This window comes from Bartonella sp. AP19HLJMH, from assembly GCF_042196245.1.
Classification (GTDB): Bacteria; Pseudomonadota; Alphaproteobacteria; order Rhizobiales; family Rhizobiaceae; genus Bartonella.
In genome coordinates this window covers 1-1,326 of sequence record NZ_JBHIPX010000058.1, presented here as the reverse complement: position 1 = coordinate 1,326, position 1,326 = coordinate 1, and the positions used below count along the sequence as shown (strand labels likewise).

3 pseudogenes are annotated in these 1,326 nt (G+C 41.5%); 2 read left to right on the top strand and 1 reads right to left on the bottom strand.

From position 1 onward, the window contains the following. Positions 1–114: pseudogene (locus tag ACFINR_RS09325) on the bottom strand (integrase); the annotation flags it as partial. A 170-nt stretch (positions 115–284) separates the two neighbouring features. Between ACFINR_RS09325 and ACFINR_RS09320 the strand changes: the two are divergent. Beyond that, positions 285–503: pseudogene (locus ACFINR_RS09320) on the top strand (hypothetical protein); the annotation flags it as partial. Position 504: 1 nt separating this feature from the next. Further along, positions 505–1,326: pseudogene (locus ACFINR_RS09315) on the top strand (hypothetical protein); the annotation flags it as partial.

The window sequence follows — 1,326 nt, the reverse complement described above, 5'->3', positions numbered from 1 at the left end:
CCATTGAGCACCACCATCTTTACGCTTATGGAGAAGCAAGCCGGCACCATCATTATATTTGCCAGCTCCCAATGTTGAGACAGCCCTTGCATTAAGACGATTCATAAGAACCATTTTTACTCCTTTCTGCTATAGTTTTTACCCACACATCAACCCCGCTTGTGACGTGCAAGCAAGTGATTTTGATTGATTCAAGATACACAGATTTAAGATGAGAGAATCTTACGTTATTCAGGGTTCTCATTCAATATGAATAACACTAGATTATCATTATAAATCAATGCCTTGTAGAGATAGAGAGTGTTGATGAGGAGCATCCATGGTTTGTGCACGCGTTTGATTTGATTAAAGCGCGTGCAAAATATGAACTGTACAAGAATATTCTTAAAGAACCCGATTGTGCAGCCGCTGCTTACAATGACTTTAACGAACAGTTGCATGAATTGCGTGCAGAGACGTCCAAACGTCATAACGTCACTCGAATAATTCCGACGGATTTTTAAGATGGTTTATTTTCCAATCGCTGATTACAGACCAGATGTTTCGGTCGTCAACGGTAGCTTTACGGATACGCTTGTGAATGTTTTACCGGCTGATGGCTGTTACATTCCGATGCCTAGTGCAATGGTTGTGTCTCATGCTTTGGAAGAAAAGCCTTTGGGGTGCATAGCGTTTAGAAGTGGCAATGGTGTTAAGATAATCGTAGGAGGCAAGCAAAAGCTTTACAGTTATGATAGTCAAACGAAGGGGTGGAAGGACATAAGTCAAAGTGGTGTGACCTATCAAGCAAATGAAGAGAATAAATGGTCGTTTGCTCTTTTTAAAAACATGGTTATTGCGGTGAATAAAAATGATAAACCGCAAGTTTTCAAGGTCCTTAGTTCTGAACGGTTTGAAGATTTAGAAGGCAACCCACCGAAAGCAGGATTGGTCAAAGTTTGGGGACCTTTTGTTTGTTTGATGCAATTGACAGATAATCCCAATCGCATTCATTGGTCTGGAGAAGGCGATGAAACTGTATGGGAGACTCAATATAATGTTAGTGGTTATATGGATTTCCAAGATGGAGAATATGTGCAGGGGGCAACAGAAACAACCAATCCCCTTATTTTTCTTCGTTCCGCTATTTATGCTGGTTCTTTGACGTTAGGTTCCAAAAGCCCGTTTGCTTTTCAAAAGATCCAAGACAAGCGTGGAGCCCGTAGTGCGTCCTCTATAGCATGTCGAGGGAGTGATGCTTTTTTTGCGAGTGATGGTGGCTTTTATCAGATCAGTGCTGATGGTCAACTTTTGCCGATAGGCTTTGAGAAGGTTGATAGAACGGTT